Origin of the sequence: Nocardia sp. NPDC004568 (assembly GCF_040609955.1) — a bacterium.
In the GTDB taxonomy this organism is placed as follows: Bacteria; Actinomycetota; Actinomycetes; order Mycobacteriales; family Mycobacteriaceae; genus Nocardia.
The window spans coordinates 1-14938 of the sequence record NZ_JBEXLL010000110.1 but is presented as its reverse complement, the minus strand read 5'-3'; the positions used below and the strand labels follow the sequence as shown (position 1 = coordinate 14938).

At 62.0% G+C, this 14938-nt stretch carries 14 protein-coding genes; 7 read left to right on the top strand and 7 right to left on the bottom strand.

Translation table 11 applies throughout. The features are described from left to right. The first annotated feature begins 106 nt into the window (after positions 1–106). Genes ABZV91_RS30310 through ABZV91_RS30300 form a run of 3 tightly spaced genes read left to right on the top strand, consistent with a single transcriptional unit; the run spans position 107 to position 4634 of the window. Complete coding sequence (locus ABZV91_RS30310; RefSeq protein WP_355249123.1) at positions 107–1654, top strand: helicase-related protein; 1548 nt, start codon at positions 107–109, stop codon at positions 1652–1654. Next, the gene (locus ABZV91_RS30305; RefSeq protein ID WP_355249120.1) at positions 1585–3540 is read left to right on the top strand and encodes a DUF1998 domain-containing protein; all 1956 of its coding nucleotides are present in this window, start codon (positions 1585–1587) and stop codon (positions 3538–3540) included. Before ABZV91_RS30310 ends, ABZV91_RS30305 begins: the two co-directional genes overlap by 70 nt. Next, on the top strand, positions 3537–4634 hold the full coding sequence (locus ABZV91_RS30300; protein ID WP_355249117.1) for a hypothetical protein: 1098 nt from the start codon (positions 3537–3539) through the stop codon (positions 4632–4634). Before ABZV91_RS30305 ends, ABZV91_RS30300 begins: the two co-directional genes overlap by 4 nt. Before the next feature lie 95 nt (positions 4635–4729). Here the strand turns inward: ABZV91_RS30300 and ABZV91_RS30295 are convergent, their stop codons facing one another. Together ABZV91_RS30295 and ABZV91_RS30290 are read right to left on the bottom strand one after the other, a co-directional pair. After that, a complete protein-coding gene (locus tag ABZV91_RS30295) occupies positions 4730–5509 on the bottom strand; it encodes an ESX secretion-associated protein EspG (protein ID WP_355249114.1) in 780 nt (259 codons plus the stop codon). Next, on the bottom strand, positions 5506–7269 hold the full coding sequence (locus ABZV91_RS30290) for a hypothetical protein (protein WP_355249111.1): 1764 nt from the start codon (positions 7267–7269) through the stop codon (positions 5506–5508). Before ABZV91_RS30290 ends, ABZV91_RS30295 begins: the two co-directional genes overlap by 4 nt. Before the next feature lie 178 nt (positions 7270–7447). Here ABZV91_RS30290 and ABZV91_RS30285 point away from each other — a divergent pair, with 178 nt between their 5' ends. Both ABZV91_RS30285 and ABZV91_RS30280 read left to right on the top strand, forming a co-directional pair. Further along, entirely contained in the window at positions 7448–7771 is a 324-nt protein-coding gene (locus ABZV91_RS30285) for a hypothetical protein (protein ID WP_355249108.1), read from the top strand. Next, positions 7758–10091, top strand: a complete 2334-nt coding sequence (locus tag ABZV91_RS30280; RefSeq protein WP_355249105.1) for a hypothetical protein — start codon at positions 7758–7760, stop codon at positions 10089–10091. The genes ABZV91_RS30285 and ABZV91_RS30280 overlap by 14 nt, the downstream gene beginning before the upstream one ends. A 68-nt stretch (positions 10092–10159) precedes the next feature. On the opposite strand, the gene ABZV91_RS30275 is transcribed toward ABZV91_RS30280, so the two are convergent. The 4 genes from ABZV91_RS30275 to ABZV91_RS30260 form a co-directional block, all read right to left on the bottom strand. Continuing rightward, positions 10160–10741, bottom strand: coding sequence for a DUF3558 domain-containing protein (locus ABZV91_RS30275; protein WP_355249102.1), 582 nt, complete (start codon positions 10739–10741; stop codon positions 10160–10162). A 40-nt stretch (positions 10742–10781) separates the two neighbouring features. Beyond that, positions 10782–11381, bottom strand: coding sequence for a DUF3558 domain-containing protein (locus ABZV91_RS30270; protein ID WP_355249099.1), 600 nt, complete (start codon positions 11379–11381; stop codon positions 10782–10784). A 5-nt stretch (positions 11382–11386) separates the two neighbouring features. Next, positions 11387–11779, bottom strand: a complete 393-nt coding sequence (locus ABZV91_RS30265; RefSeq protein WP_355249096.1) for a hypothetical protein — start codon at positions 11777–11779, stop codon at positions 11387–11389. 298 nt (positions 11780–12077) lie between these two features. Further along, the gene (locus tag ABZV91_RS30260) at positions 12078–12737 is read right to left on the bottom strand and encodes a hypothetical protein (protein ID WP_355249093.1); all 660 of its coding nucleotides are present in this window, start codon (positions 12735–12737) and stop codon (positions 12078–12080) included. 293 nt (positions 12738–13030) lie between these two features. Here ABZV91_RS30260 and ABZV91_RS30255 point away from each other — a divergent pair, with 293 nt between their 5' ends. Next, on the top strand, positions 13031–13924 hold the full coding sequence (locus tag ABZV91_RS30255; RefSeq protein ID WP_355249090.1) for a helix-turn-helix transcriptional regulator: 894 nt from the start codon (positions 13031–13033) through the stop codon (positions 13922–13924). After that, a complete protein-coding gene (locus ABZV91_RS30250) occupies positions 13921–14112 on the top strand; it encodes a DUF397 domain-containing protein (RefSeq protein ID WP_355249087.1) in 192 nt (63 codons plus the stop codon). Before ABZV91_RS30255 ends, ABZV91_RS30250 begins: the two co-directional genes overlap by 4 nt. 243 nt (positions 14113–14355) lie before the next feature. On the opposite strand, the gene ABZV91_RS30245 is transcribed toward ABZV91_RS30250, so the two are convergent. After that, positions 14356–14838 (bottom strand): RDD family protein, encoded by a 483-nt coding sequence (locus tag ABZV91_RS30245; RefSeq protein ID WP_355249084.1) that lies wholly within the window; start codon positions 14836–14838, stop codon positions 14356–14358. Positions 14839–14938 lie beyond the last annotated feature (100 nt).

The window sequence follows — 14938 nt, the reverse complement described above, 5'->3', positions numbered from 1 at the left end:
TACGAACGGCGCGCCGACATCCACCAAGCACTACTGAGCCTGGCCTGCTCGGTCATATGCCTCCGGAAGCTCATTCTGAACTGATCTTTAAGCCGCGCTGAAGCAGATGCAGGAGCCGGACGACCGGTTCCTGCTGGAACGTTGTCCGTGGTGCGGCACCGAAATAGTCCCGCAACGACGTGGGCGAAGCCGGGACTTCGGCATCCGCGCTGACGGGGTCAGCACATCATTCTTCTGTCCGCGGGATTCCTGTATCTTCCATGAGCTGCTTCCCGTTGCAGTCGTAGACGAGCATATTTACCGACAGCCACCGACCTTCGTTCTGGGTACCGTGGACAAGTTCGCACGATTGGCATGGGAGCCGGAGGCCGGGAGCCTGTTCGGGAAGAACGGCAAGCGTGCCCCGTCTCTCGTGATCCAGGACGAATTGCATCTACTCGCCGGCCCGTTGGGTACAACTGTCGGCCTGTACGAGTCGGCCATTTTGGAGCTGTGCGCGTGGAGCGGCACCGCACCGAAAATCATCGCCTCGACGGCAACTATCCGGCGCTCGCAAGAGCAGATCCGCAGCCTCTACGGCCGTTCTGCTCAGCTGTTCCCACCGGCCGGGCTCGACGCCGGATACTCCTACTTCGCTTCGCCTGATACGGAGAGGCCCGGTCGGCTATATGTCGGAGTCATGGCGCAGGGGCACACCGCATCGACCGCGACCGTGCATGTAGGCGCGGCAGCGCTGCAGGCACCGATGGAGATCTGCGACGACGCCCTGCGCGATACGTATTGGACAGTAGTCGCTTACCACAACAGCCTGCGAGAGTTGGGACGCACCGTCACGATCGCGCGGGACGATATCCCGGCCCGCCTAGAACATCTGACAAGCGACACATCTCGACGTCGACACTTGAACGACGAATCAGTCGCCGAGTTGACCAGCAATATCCCACGAGCGGCGCAACCACGTCTACTCGACCGTCTGAGTAGGAACTTCAAAGAGCGCGATAGCGTTTCCTTTCTCGCGGCAACAAATATGCTCGCCGTCGGCGTGGATGTGCCCCGACTCGGTTTGATGCTCATGAATGGGCAACCCAAGACAACATCGGAATACATCCAAGCAACCAGTCGGGTCGGCCGAAAAGAGGTACCCGGCCTGATCGTCACTATGTTCCGCTCGACCAAGCCCCGGGACCGATCACATTACGAGTCGTTCGGCGTCTATCACCGGTCGTTGTACCGGCATGTCGAACCCACCAGCGTTACACCCTGGTCCATGCCATCCCGCCAACGTGCCCTGCACGCGGCCTTGGTCATCCTCGTCCGTCACGGGCTCGGCCTGAACGCGGAGAACATGGCCGGCGATATTCTCGATTACGCCGACCACCTCGCCCGAATTCGAAATATCCTCGTGGGCCATGTGCGTCGAGCTGACCCTGACGAAGCCGATGCCGCAGCGGAACAACTCGATTCGCTGATTGCGGAATGGGTGCAGGAAGCCGAGAACACGCGAGGAAGTGGACACCTCTACTATCGTCCCCAAGGGCGGACGTACACTGCGCTGCTGACCGACTTCGGCAAACGCGGTGGACTATGGGAGACCCCGCAGTCGATGCGCAATGTCGATCGCGACTGCTTGGTCGCCGTGCGAGGTGCGCGGTGAAGGACAATCGACGGCGGGTACGCCGGGCTCAGACAATAGTCCCGTTCGGGGTCGGTGGAATCATCGACCTCCGCGGGGAATCATTCGTGGCTGCCGATATCCGGAGCTGGGCCGCACGAGCCGATCCGGTGGAATCGCCTCGACTGGCGACCAAACTGGGGGTCGACGGCTTTCGCTCCGCGCCGGTGATTCCTTCGGGAAAAGGCGCATTTACGAGCCAGGTCGGACCGGTCTACGTCCGCTTCCCCAAATGGCTGTTCTGCCCTCAATGCAGAGACATGACGCTCTGGCGCTCGAGCAGCGAAATTCGAGACAAACCACCCAGATGCGCACGCTGCGCCGAAGGCCCACAACTCGCCCCTATGCGGTACATACAGGTCTGCTCCGCCGGTCATATGTCCGATGTCGATTGGAGGTATTGGGCCCACTCCAGGAGCACCAGTCATGCCCAGCGACAGTGCGGAGTTCTCCAACTTCGTTTTATGACCAATGCCGACTCCTCCGGATTGGATGCACTTCAGGTCTTCTGTGTCAGGTGCGAAGCTGAACGCAGTCTGGCCGGAATCGGTCAGAAGGACACTCTCAAACAGATGGGCGTGAGATGCCCTGGCACTCACCCATGGAACACGGAGGGCGACGAGGCAGAGGCGTGCGAAAAGCCTCCCCACGCCGTACAGCGCGGCGCATCCAACGTGTATTTCCCGATCACTCATTCGGCGCTGGACATCCCCGCACACGGCGATCTGTCCGACGCCGACGAACTGACCCAGAAAATTATCAATCATCAGTTCTGGCCGGCGCTCAAGAACGCCGTCAACAGCCCGATGTCCGACTCCTACATCGCTGTACTCGCAGATCAGTGTGGCGCTTCGGCCGATTTCATCGACTCGCTGCTTCGCAGGCACACCGACGAGGCCGCAGCGAGGCCGCGGACGGCGCCTTCCGACGACGACCTGAGCATCGCTGAGTGGGCAGCCCTGTCCGGCCCGGAATCAGTAACAGAGTCGAAGACCTTCTCTGTGCGCCGGACTACTCTCGGGATCGATCAGGATACTCCCGCCTACCTGCAGAAGCTGTCGGCAATGGTCGCCGGGGTGGTGGTGGCGGACCGAGTGCGCGAAGTCCGTGCACTGGAGGGATTCTCCCGATACGAACCCAGCTCCGGCGATGACGAAGATCGGGGCGGACGCGTGGTATCGGTCAACACCGCGAGCCGACCACAGTGGCTACCTGCAGTCGAAACGTACGGTGAAGGCATCTTCCTAGCCTTGGATGAGGAGCTCCTGAGCGACTGGGAGAACCTCAGACCGGTACGCGACTGGACACGCTCGATCGAGCTTCACGTGGACGTGTCCTTCCAGGCCGACCGTTTGCGGCGCAAGACCGGACCAGATCTTCTGCCGCGCTTTGTGATGCTGCATACACTCGCTCACCATTTCATCCGCCAGCTCTCCTACGACAGCGGATACAACGCGGCCTCGCTGCGAGAACGCATCTATGCCCGCAGCCATCCGTCGGGCAGTGGCCTCCCGCCTCAAGCGGGCGTATTCATCTACACAGCAGCAGGCGATTCCGAGGGAACACTGGGTGGCCTGGTACGCCAGGGGCAGCCACCCCATCTCGCCGAGACCCTTATCCGCCTGCTCGAATCGGCACAGTGGTGCTCGCAGGACCCCCTGTGCGCGGACCGAGCCGGAAGGTCACTCGCAAATCTCAACCGGGCAGCATGCCATGCCTGCACGCTCCTGCCCGAAACGTGCTGCGAAGTCGAGAACGCGCTGTTGGACCGGACATTATTGGTTGGGGATGGAGACGTGCCTGGCTTCTTCGGAGAAGTCCTGCGGGCCGCACGAGCGGAATCTGTCCGTACTCTCGACCAATCATGAAGTTTCCGTCGCTTCTCGATCTGGATACCGACCAGCGAAAAGTGCTTGATTTCGCGTTCGAGGGCTGCCACGTCGTCACCGGTGTGCCGGGTTCGGGAAAGACGGTCATGGCCCTGTACCGGGCATGGGCGCTGGCCACTGCCGGACGTACTGTCACCGTGCTCACACGCGCCAACCTGCTCCGCCAGTATCTCGAGCAGCAAGCTCCTGACTTCATGACGGATTTCGGCATCACCACCTATCATCGGTGGGTCGGCAACTTCTGGCGTACGCAGTTCGCCACCGACGCTCCCACTACCGACTCAGAGGGCTGGGACTACGACTGGATCGAAATGCAGCAGGACTGCATGGAGCGGGAAGTCCGATCAAACACCCACCTGGTGATCGACGAAGGGCAGAATCTCCCTGTCGCCTTCTATCAGTGGTGCCGAATTCTCGGCTTCGGTGTCACCGTTTTCGCGGACCACCATGAGCGGATCGACGATGGATGCAGCACCGTCCCCGAAATATGTGGGGCGCTATCGATGCACATCGATCCCCTCACCCTGCATCAGAACCACCGAAGTACTCGTGATATTGCCCGGCTGGCAGGCGAATTCAGCCCGGAGGCCGGGATCAATCTCCCGCTACCCGAGCGCACCGGTCGTCGACCTTGGGTTCGTAGAGTGTCGTCGATACATCATCTTCTCGACGAGGTGGCCAGGTACTTCAAGATGTACCCGAGACGGAGTATCGGTATCATCTGTAGGTCGACACAGCTCCTACGAGAGGTTCAGGGCGAACTCACCCGACTCGGGCTCGCGAGGCATACCCAAGCCTATGTGCATAACGATCGCCTTCGAAAGACCGTCAATTTCTCGACCCGGCCCATCAAGATAGTGAGTACCGCCAGCATGAAAGGCCTGGAGTTCGACAGCGTCTTCGTTCCCGACCTGGACGCGTACACCGAAGATCCGACTGGAGCAGAAGTTCGTGTTCGTTTCTTCGTACTGTGCACCCGTGCCCGTAAAGACCTCTGTTTTGCGTACCTCGGCCCTGACGAGCCCCCCATCCTCTCGGCGGTCGCGAAGTCCCTGTTGGCGCGTAACCCGTAAGCAATCGACTCGAGCTGGCGCCCCGCCGGGCTTCGGGCCCGCGTTCCACCGAGAGACCTCGAGGCTCAGTCACGTAACGTCACGACCCGCAACAACTAGAAGTCACGCCGAGACGCAGATTCCGACTTGACCCGGTGGGTGAGGTGCCGGTCGATGTCCTCTCGGGAGGCCGGCGTGACCGTCGTGTCGTTGTCGTCGACCGCGATCAGGTACCGGCCCGCAGACGGCCGATCTTCCCGGATATCGACCCAGTTGAGATAGCTCGGCGGCACACCACGTGACACGTGGGTTGCGATGGTGAAGTGACCTTCCGCCGCGCGCGGCGCCCGGAGGAAGGCCCGGATTCGTTCCTCTACCGGCGCCCGGCCAGCAACATCCCGAAAATAAGTGGAAGGTGGTTCGTCACCTCGGATCCGCGGCGTGTAGCCGACCATCCTTTCCGCTGGACCGGCCGTGTTGGACGGCATCGCCGCCGCGACATGACGAGCCAGCATCGACCGGGTGGTGGCGAGCACTTGGATATCACCGCCGACTTCCAGGGTCGGGCCGGAGCGCTGGACTGCGACCGCGCCGGATTCGCCTACCGCCGCGGCCACCACACGCAGACGTTTCTCAGGGGATTGATGTGAGTAGCCGGTGCCGATGATTCGCAGGTCGGGATCGGCAAGAGTACGGAGCGCCTCGGTCAGGTTCGGAGTGCCGCCTCGCGGGTATCGGACGCTGATTTCCCGGGTCAGCAGGCGGTATTCGTCTTCGGTAGCGGGTGATTCGACGACGCTGATCGGATCGGGATGGAGATCGCTGCCTGTTTCCATCCACACCCAGGCGAATTCGTCCGGGGTGAGAAGCCAACGTTGCTGTGATGGGTCTGTCATTTGGGTGAATCGCCACCAGGGGTGTCGAGGTCCATCATCGGGCCGCGGCCCGTCACCGTAAAGATCTCCGGCTCGACCGGGCTCGCGGTGTCGGCCGCCGCCGAGTCCAACGTCGAACTGTTGTCTTCGGCTTGTTCTGTGGTTTCAGTTCTCGCCGGATGCGCTTGCGGGGCCGGGTGTTCGGTTCGGGCCGCTACCGACCGCGACGGAACTCTGCCGGGCGCAGGTGCCAGTGGAGCAGGTTGCGGGGCGACAGCAGATGTTTCCGCGCTGTGGACGGACGGCACGTTGGAATTCGGCCAGGTAACCGGAGCAGCCGAGCCGGTCTGGGCAGAAGTTACCGACATCCCTACGGGGCGCGTGCTTTCCGGAACAACTGTCGGGCGCGTGAAATCGTCTGCGAAGATGTCGAACCCGCCATCGACATATGAGCTCGGCCTGGATGGTCGGCCATCGCTCGCGTCCCGCTCGAATGCCGGGTCTGCGCCGATCACACCCGCCGGGTGTGCAAGGCCCTCGGTCCACTCGTCGTATACGCGGCGCAGGTAATCCGGAGCCGTGTGCTCGTCGTCGTCTTCTTGGCGGCGGTTCGCCGCGGCACCCGGCGCCATGGGCGTCATCGGATTGCGGCCGGCGGGCGACGCGCCCCGAGCTCCGGTGGCAATCGCACCGGGCTGGGTGGTCGACGTGCTGGGCGCACCCGGCCCCCCGGGACCGTTGACCGTCCGACCGGGCTGATCTGGATTCTCCACTGTTGGTGCCGGTGTGCCAAGCGCTGGGCTGCCGGGCATGGTTGTGGTACTCGGTGTGAGTCCCGCCGTCGTCGTCGCAGCCGGATCGTCGGGGAGCGACCCGGTTTCGGGCAGCAACCCTTCCAACGCTCCCAATTGGCTGGGATCAAGGCCGGCCGGGGTGTCTCCGCCAGGCGGAGTCGCTTCCGCAGGTGCTCCCGCAGTGGGTGCACCGGGCGGTGTTGTGGCAGTTGTCACCGGAAACCCCGGCGTGCCCGGGCTGTTCCCACCGGGTGCACCGGGCACATCACCGGCGATCTGCGGAACGGACACATATGTGGGTACACCGGAACCGGCCGGTGGGTAAGTCGGTTTGTAGATGTTGTTGAGGGCGCGCACTGCTTCCTGTCGCGCCAATTCCCGGGCCGCTCGATCCTGATCCGAGAACTCTGGATTGACCAGTCCTGGCAGCACGGATTGGCTCGGGTCGTCGGGGTCCGCGTACAGCACTGCCGTGCCGGGTGGGGGCTGTACCGCTGCGCGGACCGCTTCGGCCGACCACGCCAACGCGTCCAGGCGGTCGGCCACGGAAGCGAAAACCTGCCCGATCTGATTGGCGGCCATCGCATACCGTTCCGACGCGACCTGTGCAACATCGGAGGCGGCACCCGTCCACAGGCCGTCGGAGAAGATCCGGTTCAATCCGAGGCGGTTGAACATCGTCAAATTCAGAAGATCCGAATAGTTTTCGCGCCACACCTGCTGCATCGTCCGCAGACCGGCCGCGTCCATCCCGCCTTCGCCGTGGACCGCCTGATACATGGCCTGATGCGTCATGCCCTCGAAGTGTTCGACGGTGGTGACAAAGTCCGGATCGGTGCCGACGCCGAGATCGGCGAGCCCGGAGTCCCAGGATGCGACCCGGTCCTGCGCCTCCGTCGTCTGCTGGACAGCGGCCTGCGACTGCTGGTTCGCCACATAGTCACCGACACCTGGCAGCAGAATCTCCGGCAGCCCTTGCTCGCTCACAAAGCCCCCTTCGCTCACGGGCGCACCAGCACAGCCCGCTGGCCGGAGATTAGCACAGCAAACGAGCGCATACCTCCCACTGGCCCGCCTTCGGGGGCTCGGATATCGTCTGAGCGCAACTGTTCACCGACGACCGTCCGAGCCGACGGAGCCGAGAGTTCGAGGGGGTTATCGGCGCGTGCTCGAAGCTGATATCGATGAGCTGATGAAGCTGGCCGACACGTTGGAAAGCATCGGCGGGGAGATCGACCAGATCGACGTGCGATCCACCGGCGACCAGTTGGGAGCAGCACTTCCGGGCTGCAACCTCGGAACGATCTGTGCGCAGGCAGGCGAATTCACCGAAGGTGCATGGCTGCGAATAGCCATCCGGATGCGGGCGTTGTCGGAGATCGTCAGGCAGTGCGCCGACGATATGAACACCACGGACCAGCAGTTCAAAGACAAGCTGAACACCATGGACTTCCGGATTCCTGGAGGCGGCGAGCATGCCAACCCGTAAGCAGGTCGAATCCTGGAACACCGCGAAGCTCTCGGAGTGGGCGACCGAACTCGAGACCGACACCCAGCGTTACGAAACAGAACTCGGCCGGATGCTCCCGCACTTCACCGGTACCAACTGGTCGGGGGCGGCGCACGATGCAGCAACCGACCGCTTCACCGAGGAACACGACCAAGGCCGCAAGCTCTCTCAGGAGATTCGCGAAGTGGCGGTCGCATTGCGAAGCGCGGACCAGCGGCTGGCGAACGAATGTCGTCTTCTGCTGGGCAAAGTAGGTGAGGCCGAGAACGATCCGACGTGTCCAGTCCGGCTGCAGGTGGACGACACCTGGGCTGTATCGGGTACCGGTACCGGCCTGTCCCAGCAGGATCAGCAGACAGTCACCGACAAGGTCCACATCCATCAGGACGCGATCAACGCCGCCTACTACAGCCTCGCCAACGCGATCAGCGAAGTAGGTGTAGCGATAACGACCGCGGCTCAAGAGGTGCGAGTAAGGGGCGATCTGGTCGGAGACGGGGTCTCGGTGACTTCGGTTTCGCCCAATGACTCCGGTGAACTGGGTAAGGAAGACGGCGAAGCGCTCGCCGCGTGGGCCGATGGCTCTCTTCCGGACAAGGAGAACACCGAGGCACTCGAGGAAATCGCGGGCCGCCTGCCCCAAGGAGCACTCACCGATGAACAACTGAGAATCCTGGCGGAGGGTGGCGAGGTCGATAATCTACCGGCGGACGTTCAGGAGTACTACCGCGGGCTATATCAAGCGGCCGGCAAGGACGGCATCCTGGCGCTGAGCGAACATCTCCGTGCCGAGGAGGCCGCCGGCAACCCCGACGCCGCCGGTCAGCTGGATTCGCTGGCAAACGGGCTGATGGTGGTCAGCAACGAGGACATAGGCACCGGCCGCAGCCCCGACGGTACGCTGACGAACCCGGGCAGCTACCAGCAGCTGCCCGAAGACGTGCGGCAGCTGCTCGAATCCCGGCGCACAGATCCGAACCCCCTCGAGCCCGATGTGCCAGGCGGACCGGCCGCGGGTTTGCAGAAGCAATGGGAAGACACCAACGCGCTCGCGGCGCTACTGGGAGAGGCCAACCCCAATTATGAGCCCGGGACTGAACTGGGCACCCAGATGGTCCTGAAATCATCTGACATGGTGCAGGACCAGTACACCTGGCCTGGTCGTGATGATGCCGCCGCACAATTCCTCGGTGTCGCGAGGCGGAACGACGACAGCAGCCACCAGATCTGGACAGGCGAAGGAATGCCCGAAGGATACAAGCCGGAGGAGACCGTCCGTAGCCTTCTCGGCCATGATTGGTCCGACTCCGATAACGGGGCCGCGGCTTCCACCATGGTCAACCGGATCACCGAGGAGGCCGGTCTGCCTGCTGATGATCCACGGGGTGAGAGAGGTCGGCAGGCGCTCGCGGGCCTTGGTGCGATGCTGGCCCCTTCCGGCGACGATGCTGTATGGCAAAAGAGCCAAGAGGGCATCGCGAACAGTCCAGAACTCTCCGCGGCGATAAGTCGCGCTGTTTCACAAAATCTGGAGTCGGTAAGCATTCCCGGAATGGCGGCTGGTTTCGACGCCACGACCGTTTACCCCGACGGCCGGGTCGAATGGAGCGCGCAGGAGGCGAACCGCCTCATGCAACTCGCGGGCTACAGCGATGAAGGCCGGGTCACTTTGACTGCCGCGATCGAGCAGTACCGTATCGACGAACTCGCCGAGGCGATGCGAAACAACCCGGGCGATGTTACGGCCGGATTGGATGACAGTGACGTCGGCGCACTCTCCGGCCGCGCTGACAAAGCCATTTGGGACGCGCTGATCCATCAGGACCAGATGAAGGGGGAGGAAGTCCTGAACCCCACTGATGCCCTTCACCGGGCGAAGATGCTGGGTGCGCAGGTGGCGGGAGGGTTAACCGATACGGCCGTGGGTGTCGTCAAGCCGGTCGAAACCGGACTCGGAGTCGCGGGAGTCGAAGCCGGCGAGACGGTTCAAAAAGCGGTAGAGAAGGCGCTCGGCGCTAATCCGGAGTACCAATTCCTTAACCGGCCGGACGAGCAGATGATGAATGTCGATGCAGTGATAAGCGCAAACGAGGCTGTCCTGAATGCGGCATATTCCGCCGGAGTACTCCCAGCAGAATTGCAGACGGAAAATGGCCCAATGAGTTTTGGGGACATCCGCGGAAATAGGACCACTTGGGATATCTTCAAGGAATTCACCGATAAGCAAGGACTGGACCAGTGCATCACCGACTACGGCCAGTCCTACAGGATAAATGTCGTCGAACGAGATAAACAGTAGCCCATCGGGACGACCCACGCGCTTACTGCAGAGGAGTTCGGTCTCTACTGCAGCAAGCGGGCTTTTCCCTATCCAGGAAGATGGGATGAAACTTCTTCAGCAATCGGTTCGATTCCAGCACAGGCTTCCTGTTGGGAACCCGCTCGCACAACCGATCTACGCACAGACAGAGTCCCGTAGGGCCGCTCGATGACTACATCACATATTTTTTCGTCGCCGTATACATATTTTACGGCTTCGCGCCCCCCTACTTCGGTATCGCTTTCGTTCTTTATTCCATCCCGTATCTCGTCCAACGTCATACTCGATGCAGTCACGTGGAGAAAACCGGTCAGCTCAAACGATTGAGAAGGCGCCGAGGCCGGCTCCCGCCCCTCGAAGCTGCAACCGATAAACACATGCGCAGATGGCGTCTCTTCGTTCCGCGCTCGGGTGAGGGGGTCGAAACCGAGGCGCTCGATCACATCATCACCCAGCTCCAGACAGGGGTCGGCCACCTTGGATGATTGCCCGGCTCCCGGCAGAGGCGCCACCGGGGGGACCGATATCGCGATCACCGGCGGCGCGGTCGACCGAGGCGAGGAGGTGGTCGGCGTGTCAGGCTTCTCCGAAGCTGAGCAACCGGCCGTAAGGATGACGACCAGAGCCACAGGACACAGAGCGGAAATGATTCTCATTGAACGAATCCCGTCAGTTGAGCATGGAGGAATCGATTTCCGAGGCAATGCGCGGCATATCATCGCAGGGCTTTTCCTGAGTGAGCGCTCCGGCGACGCTCTTACCGACGCTCAGGGTTCCGTATCCCGTCTCTACGACGACGTAGCAAGCCTCTGCCTCAGGACTCAGGTAACTGATGGCTTCACGCCCGTTCACCTGAGTCGGTGTAGCACTTTGCCCTTCTCGTGCCCGGAACTCTTCGAGCGTGATGTTTGTAGAGTTCACGAACAGCGTCCGTGTCGGCGAAATGATTCCGAACCGGTCGCGCTCTTCATGATCGAATTGGCACCCGACGAATGAATATGTATCGAAGACCCGATCAATCCGTTGGCGCGTCCGGGGGTCGAATCCAGCCGTGGTGACGACGTCGTCTCCGAGCTCACGACATGGATCATGGGTCACCGGGGCGCGACCCTTGTTGACCTGACTCGATGTCGGCGGAACGGATACGGCGATGTTCGGGGTCGTGGTGCCGGCGGATGGCGTCGGCGGAGTTGCGGGCTCATCGCTGGTGGCGCTACAGGCGCTGGCCAGCACGACGGCCAGCAGAGCCGGCACAACGGCTGATCTCATGCTTCTCACGGTTCTCCGAGTCCACTGTTGTCCGCTACGAACTGCGTCAGCATGGCATTGGTCTGGTCTGCTTCGGTGATGAGGTTGCCGGACCGAAGGTATGCTTCCTGAAGCGTCATCGCCCCCTCGATAAGCTGGTTGAGGACCGCGAGACCGTCCACCGTCTTTTGTGCAAAGCCCTGCTGCAACTCCATCGACGATTGGAATCCACCGAAGCCCTGCGGATCGGCCACCGTCTGTAGGCGAGTTCGTATCTCCTGAAGACCGATGATCATCTTTTGATACTCGGCAGCGGCTTGGCGAGCCACGTCCGGCTCATACCTTATTTCTCCTGCGGCCGCAGCGTTGCTGAAGGCCGTGATCTGCGCTTGGCCGTAGTCGATTGCGGTTCGGTTCATCGATCGGACCCCCTCAACAGCTTCGGTTGCTCAGGCTAACAGATGGGAAGGGCGGGTCAGGTTCACCGGTGCTCGGCACAGAGTTCTCAGTAATCCAGGTAGAGACGTTCACAAGGGAGACGTGGGAGGTCGGCCGGGTTATCACGGAGGACGGCAGCCGTGTGGGTGCCGTGGTATGTGGCCCACTCCTGGAGGAAGTGTTCGGCCGCGGTCGGATGGGCTCGGTAGTCGAGGCGGAAGCCTCGGAGAAAGACTGTGAGGTGGACATCGACGCCGAACCGTTGGGGTTCATAAGCTCTCATGACTGCGCCGGTTTGAGACCAGCGAGTAGCCGTTGGAGCATCGCGAGGGATGGGCGCGTGCCCGGAGTGGTCGGCTCGACCGGTGGGTAGGTGAGGCCGCGGGATACGGCGCGTTCGCGGGGGCTGCGGGTGGCGGGGACGAGTTTTCCGGTTTCGACCAGGAGGGTGAGAGCAGCGGCTTTGCGAGGGCAGTCCAAGGGGTTGCAGGTCAGGTGTGTCTGCATGATGCGATGCGCGTCGGCGATGCGCAGTCGAGTGTCGGGTTCGCTGTGCCAGACCTCGGGCAACCAGATGGGTTCGTGTGGAACTTCATGTGGGTTCGTGCCGACTTTCATCCAGAGTTGACCCGGACACACCGTCATGAGCTCGCAGGTGTCGCAGACCCGGCCGGGGTGGTTTTCGAGATGTGCGAGGTCGGGGGTGATCAGTGTTGTTGTGCCGGTTGCCCGGGCAATATCGAGGACATGACCGATAGCGTCCGGGACGGAGTCGGGGCCGAGGCGGACTATGTAGACCAGCGTGTAATGCTGCTGTCGGGCGAGTCGACGGATAGCCTCCGTGTCGCGGGTTTGACAGGGCGAGAGATCGGTTCGGAGATAGCCGATCGCGCGGGGGCGATGCGGGTGGTGCATTTCGTTGACCGGACGTAACGTCATCTGTTCTATTCCTTTTCGGAGATGCCGGTTTGCCCTGTGACCGCGCATGGCAATTCCCACCGGCACGGCACGGCAGAGCAGATTCCGGGAGCTTTCCTGAATATTCGCGATGAAAGTCTGCGCGCTCGGGATTTGTCCGAGTTTCCGGTCGTCGGGTGGATACAGTAGACACCGAAAGCTGTTCGCTGGAAAGACTATTCGGGTCCATCTGGCCAGGTCGCCAGGCGTCCAGTATGGGTAGGTCCAGAAAAGATAGGTCCGTACTGGACCACGACGAGATAGCGAGGGTGGGCATGGCTATTGGTTCGACTCTTCCACGGCGCGCGTTGGGTCGGCGGCTTCGGCAACTGCGGTTCGAATCCAAGAAGAGTCAACTGGCCGCAGGTTTGGCGATCGAAGTATCCAAGCAAGGGATCGGGAGGTTGGAAGAGGGGCAGCCGGTTCGGATCAGTACCGCGCAGTTTCGGGACCTACTGGAATTCTATGGAGCAGACGACTCGGTGCGGGACGAGGTGCTGGGGCTGCTCCAAGAGGTGAAGGCGGCGAAGGGTGATCCGTCGCGGGGATGGTGGCGTGCCTATGCCGATGTGGTGAATCCTCAGTTCGATCACTACATGAGCCTGGAGCAGGCATGCTCACAGATGACGGCATTCCAGCTCACGCTATTGCCTGGTCTGATGCAGACACCTGCATACCGCAAGTGGATCGTCACGCAGACGCACAACGCCGTCCCCGACGTTGACGTCGAGCGACGACTCGAACTGACCGCACGTCGGCAGCGTCGAATACATGACGATCCCGAGTTCTCACTGCGGGTAATGCTCTCGGAGTCAGCGCTACGACACCAGGTCGGTGGGCGAGAAGTGATGAGTGAACAGCTGCAGCATCTCGTCAGTGTGTCGAGAGTGCCCAATGTCTCGCTTCGCGTCGTCCCGTTCGGCGCGGGCCCTCATTCCGGATTGGTGGTCCAATCCTTCACCTTGTTCGAGTTCCCATCGCTTCGTACAGGGCGTCTTCCGGAACCACCTGTCGTATTCGTGGAAGGTTTCACCGGGGCGCTGTTCCTAGAGGACGGCCAAGCGGTCGCCCGCCACAGGGAGGCTGTGGCCGGCATCCGCGCGGTAGCGTTGAGCGAGGACGACACCCGGCGTCTGGTGCAGGACATCGCAGAGGAGTACGCGGAGTGAGCAGGGACTTATCAGGAGCCGTTTGGTACAAAAGCAGTTTCAGCCAGGCTGACGGGGATTGTGTGGAGGTGGCGCACGCTGCCGATGCGGTCGGTGTGCGCGATTCGAAGAACCCGAAGGGCGCCATTCTTGTTTTCGCACCGCAGGAGTGGGAAGCGTTCGTCCAGGAAATTTCGGCCGAGAGCTGAATCTCCTGCCACTACGACACCGATCGCTGTCAGTCGCTGGGAAAACGTGTGTGCGACCTCACCGTCGGAGTCCCGGGCGGGACCCGCGAAAATGTCCGGCACGATCGTCAAACGACCGACAAGGCCACGGAGTCGAACGCGAGCGCAGAGACTACGACGACTCGTGCATAGCTGCGGACAACGCCTGTCGCTACCCCACCGGCTGGCGTGGTAGCGACAGGCAGTCACCGGAATTGCGACAAATTAGGTGTCGATGACCTGCGTCCCGCCCGCCGCGTTGTCGTGCCAACCCTGCTTCGTCGGGCTCGAGCTGATCGTGAACGCGATCGCAATGGCCGCGATGAACCACAGCAACCCGCCCACCCACGGGATCAGGTTGAGCAGCATGTAGGCGTTGCGGACCGCGGAGTCCTTGAGGCTGGGTTTCGGTGCCCTGCCCGACCCGTTGACGTGCAGGCTCAGCAGTTTCTTGCCGGGTGTCGAGCCGGAGGACACCTCGAAGAGAACGAAGTACAGCCAGCCGAAGCCGGCGCCGGGGAGGACCGAGACCCAGTCGGGGAGGTCCCAGACCGTGCCGAGGAGCCAGAAGAAGATGGCGCCGATGATGCCGGCGATGATCCAGTCGACGAACCTGGCTACCGCGCGTTTGCCCAGGCCGGCAGGCCTGATGCTGCCGGCGGGGCTTGCGGTGGGACTGTATGCGGGGTCGAATCCACCTGCGGTCATCACGCCTCCATAAGGTTGTAGGTGTTCAGGACAAGAGGTTCTGGATGCCCAGGGCGGTGGGGTGTGGCTGATCGCGTCTTGCCGTTGGGTGGTTCGTTAG